The following is a 3,981-nucleotide window of genomic DNA, read 5'->3' on the forward strand; positions in this document are numbered from 1 at the left end:
GGGTCGTCGTCCGGCCCGTCGCCGGGTGGCGCGCACGGCGGCGGCTCCGGCCACCGACAACAAGGCCGCGGTGTTCGTGCTCTCCAGCGGTGATCAGGCCGACAAGCCGGGCTTCAACCTCGACGACCTGGCTCCGGCCGTGGTGCCGCCGCGGGCTCGCCCGCGTCGCCGGGCCGCGGGCCGTCCGGCCGGTGCGCCGGAGGGCGAGAACTAGTCCCGGTTGAGCGAGACGACAGTGGCCCCGCCGAGTCCCGGCGGGGCCACTGTGTTGTCGCGGGCAGCAGGGGACCGGCGGAGCGCATCGGGCACGTCAGTGGGCGGGTGCTCTACTTTTTCTGATACCGGGCGGACACGTAGGTGCTGACTATCACCATGACGGCGATGATCAGGGCGATGATGACGGCTGCGGTCGACCAGGCCATGGCGAAGTCCTCGGGTTGGGCGGCCGCTCTGCTCTCGGGTTCCGGGCCGCTGGGTGAGTTCACGGTATGCCGCGGTGTCGTGCGGATTCTCGTGCCGGAAGTCGTTGGGGTCCCGGCCGGAAGTCCCTGATTCGGCCCGGTTTGGTCGGGGTTGGGCCTGTCCTGTAGTCTTGGTCAGTCGCTGCCCCCTGCGACGGCACTCTGTTGTGACTAGTGCTGTGAGTGGGCCCGGTTCGGTTCGCAGAACCACTGGCCCGAGGCGGCGGTGAATACCCCAGACCAGTCTGCGGCGGTCCCCGGTGTGAACCGGGTGACCGGCCGTGTGAGCATAGTGCCGAGCACTTGTAAAGAAAGAAGGGCAGCCGACCGATGGCAACGTACGCAATCGTCAAGACCGGCGGAAAGCAGTACAAGGTCGCGGTCGGTGACCTGGTGAAGGTCGAGAAGATCGAGGGTGAGCCGGGCACTGCGGTGTCGCTGGCGCCGGTGCTCGTCGTTGACGGCTCCGAGCTGACCACCGATGCTGACAAGCTGGCGAAGGTTTCCGTGTCCGCCGAGGTCGTCGAACAGACCAAGGGCCCGAAGATCCGCATCCACAAGTTCAAGAACAAGACCGGCTACCACAAGCGTCAGGGCCACCGTCAGAAGCTGACGGTCCTGAAGGTCACCGGCATCAAGTAATCCGACTTGGGGTTCGTCACCCCGGCACGAGGAGTTCTGAGACATGGCACATAAGAAGGGTGCATCCAGCTCGCGCAATGGTCGCGATTCGAATGCCCAGCGGCTCGGTGTGAAGCGCTTCGGCGGTCAGACCGTCAAGGCCGGCGAGATCCTGGTTCGCCAGCGCGGCACGCACTTCCACCCCGGCGTCAACGTCGGCCGTGGCGGCGACGACACGCTGTTCGCTCTCGAGGCGGGCGCGGTGCAGTTCGGCACCAAGCGTGGTCGCAAGACCGTCAACATCGTGGTGCCGGAGCCGGTGAACGCCTGACCGGCGCACCGGAGTTCGCTCCACTAGCTTTCCGAAGCGGGTCAGGGTTTGTAGTAGCCCTGGCCCGCTTCTTTTTGTTCAGACACTGAGCTGTTCAGTTCAGACACTGCGCTGTTCACAGCCCCGCTTCCGGCATTCCTGGCCGAGGTCCGGGGCGTCACATTCAGTCGACAAGTCCTGAAGGAGGATGATCACCGATATGTCCAAATTCATCGACCGTGTCGAGCTGCACGTGCGCGCGGGCAAGGGTGGGCATGGCTGCGCCTCGGTGCGCCGGGAGAAGTTCATGCCGTTGGGTGGTCCCGATGGCGGCAACGGCGGCAATGGCGGGGACGTGATCCTCGAGGTCGACCCGAACGTGCACACGCTGCTGGACTTCCATTTCCACCCGCATGCCAAGGGCGGTAACGGCAAGCCCGGTGAGGGCAGCAACCGCAATGGCAAGCAGGGCGAGGGGCTGCTGCTGAAGGTGCCGGACGGCACCGTGGTGATGAGCCTCGACGGTGAGGTGCTCGCGGACCTGACCGGTGTGGGCACCCAGTACGTGGCGGCGCGCGGCGGTCGCGGCGGGCTGGGCAACGCGGCGCTGGTGTCCAAGGCGCGCAAGGCGCCCGGTTTCGCGCTGCTCGGCGAGGACGGCCAGGAGCGCGATGTCGTTCTGGAGCTGAAGTCGGTCGCCGATGTCGGCCTGGTGGGCTTCCCGTCGGCCGGCAAGTCGTCGCTGGTGTCGGTGCTCTCGGCGGCCAAGCCGAAGATCGCGGACTACCCGTTCACCACGCTCGTGCCGAACCTCGGTGTGGTGCTCGCGGGTGACACCACCTTCACCGTGGCCGATGTGCCCGGTCTGATTCCGGGTGCGAGCGAGGGCCGCGGTCTGGGCCTCGACTTCCTCAGGCATCTGGAGCGTTGCGCGGTGCTGGCTCACGTGGTGGACTGCGCCACTCTGGAACCCGGCCGCGATCCGGTGTCGGATGTGGACGCGCTCGAGGCGGAGCTGGCCGCGTATCAGCCCGCGCTGGCCGGTGACACCGGCCTGGGTGATCTGGCCGATCGCCCGCGCGTGGTGATTCTCAACAAGGCCGACATCCCCGATGCCGACGAGCTGGCCGAGTTCGTGTTGCCGGAATTCGAGAAGCGCGGCTGGCCGGTGTTCAAGATCTCGGCGGTGAGCCGGGAAGGCTTGCGGCCGTTGACCTTCGCGCTCGCCGAGATGGTCGCCGAATACCGCACCGCGCATCCGAAGGCGGAGCCGAAGCGCGCGATCATCCGCCCGGTCGTCAAGGGCGACAGTGGTTTCCGCGTGATTCGCGATCCCGAGGTCGAGGGCGGCTTCATCGTGGTGGGCGAGCGCCCCGAGCGGTGGGTGCGCCAGACCCAGTTCGACAACGACGAGGCCGTGGGTTACCTGGCCGACCGTCTGGCTCGTCTCGGCGTCGAGGACGAGCTGGTCAAGCTGGGTGCGGAGCCCGGCGCGTCGGTGACCATCGCGGATTACTGCTTCGATTGGGAGCCTTCGATTTCCGCGGGCGTGGAGACCTTGATGACCCGCCGCGGCGTGGACCCGCGGCTGGATCAGACCGAGCGCATCGGCGCGGCCGAGCGCAAGCACGCCTCGCGTGTGCGCCGTGGTCTGGTCACCGACGACGACGAGTAATACAGTGCCGCGTGGCCGTTCGCGAGGAGGCGAGCGGCCGTTGCGGACGAACAGTGAATTCGAGTGCGACGGTGCGTGGGTATCGCGGGCGAATTGAGGTGTGGTGCAAGTGAGTTCGAGTGGCGCACAGGCCAATGGAGCGGCGGCGCTCGGCGCTGACGGGCTCAGTGTCGCGCGGCAGGCCATCGCGTCGGCGCGCAGTGTCGTGGTGAAGATCGGGTCCTCGGCGCTGACCAGTCTGGAGGGCGGCCTGGACACCGGCCGGCTGGACAAGCTGGCCGACGCGGTCGAGGACCGCATGCGCGCGGGTTCGGATCTGGTGGTGGTGTCCTCGGGCGCCATCGGCGCGGGCATGGCCCCGCTCGGATTGTCCAGGCGGCCCAAGGATCTCGCCACCAAGCAGGCCGCCGCGAGTGTCGGTCAGCTGGCGCTGGCGCATGCCTGGGGTACCTCGTTCGCCCGCTACGACCGGGTGGTCGGGCAGGTGTTGCTGAGCGCGGGCGACTTCGGCCGCCGCGAGCCGCACCGCAACGCGCAGCGGACCCTGGACCGGCTGCGGTCGCTGCACGCCATCGCCGTGGTGAACGAGAACGACACTGTCGCAACCGAAGAGATCCGGTTCGGCGACAATGACCGGCTCGCCGCACTGGTCGCGCACCTGGTGGGCGCGGACGCGTTGATCCTGCTCTCGGATGTGGACGGCCTCTACGACGGGGATCCGCGCAAGGGCGCGGCGAACTTCATTCCGGAGGTGCGCAGCAGCGCGGATCTGGACGGCGTCATCGCCGGTTCGGGTGGTGCGCTGGGTACCGGGGGCATGGCGTCCAAGCTGTCCGCCGCCCGGCTGGCCGCGGATGCAATCGCCTTCGCGCCCACCACCTACGGCGCGCCGATCCTGCGCGGTGTCATGCAGT

At 68.0% G+C, this 3,981-nt stretch carries 6 protein-coding genes; 5 read left to right on the plus strand and 1 reads right to left on the minus strand.

Going from position 1 to position 3,981, the window contains the following annotated elements; genetic code table 11:
• A partial coding sequence (locus ACWELJ_RS33585; RefSeq protein ID WP_452370095.1) for a hypothetical protein occupies positions 1 to 214 on the plus strand: 214 nt, incomplete at its 5' end.
• A gap of 112 nt (positions 215 to 326) precedes the next feature.
• On the opposite strand, the gene ACWELJ_RS33590 is transcribed toward ACWELJ_RS33585, so the two are convergent.
• Positions 327 to 485, minus strand: a complete 159-nt coding sequence (locus tag ACWELJ_RS33590; RefSeq protein WP_452370096.1) for a hypothetical protein — start codon at positions 483 to 485, stop codon at positions 327 to 329.
• 306 nt (positions 486 to 791) lie between these two features.
• Between ACWELJ_RS33590 and rplU the strand changes: the two genes are divergently transcribed.
• The 4 genes from rplU to proB form a co-directional block, all read left to right on the plus strand.
• On the plus strand, positions 792 to 1,103 hold the full coding sequence (gene rplU, locus ACWELJ_RS33595; protein ID WP_067828959.1) for a 50S ribosomal protein L21: 312 nt from the start codon (positions 792 to 794) through the stop codon (positions 1,101 to 1,103).
• A 43-nt stretch (positions 1,104 to 1,146) separates the two neighbouring features.
• Positions 1,147 to 1,413, plus strand: a complete 267-nt coding sequence (gene rpmA / locus ACWELJ_RS33600; protein ID WP_040806195.1) for a 50S ribosomal protein L27 — start codon at positions 1,147 to 1,149, stop codon at positions 1,411 to 1,413.
• Positions 1,414 to 1,612: 199 nt separating this feature from the next.
• Positions 1,613 to 3,067: a GTPase ObgE gene (gene obgE, locus ACWELJ_RS33605; RefSeq protein ID WP_452370097.1), complete on the plus strand. Its 1,455-nt coding sequence runs from the start codon at positions 1,613 to 1,615 to the stop codon at positions 3,065 to 3,067.
• 109 nt (positions 3,068 to 3,176) lie between these two features.
• A partial coding sequence (gene proB / locus ACWELJ_RS33610) for a glutamate 5-kinase (protein WP_452370098.1) occupies positions 3,177 to 3,981 on the plus strand: 805 nt, incomplete at its 3' end.

This window comes from Nocardia sp. NPDC004582 (assembly GCF_053602115.1).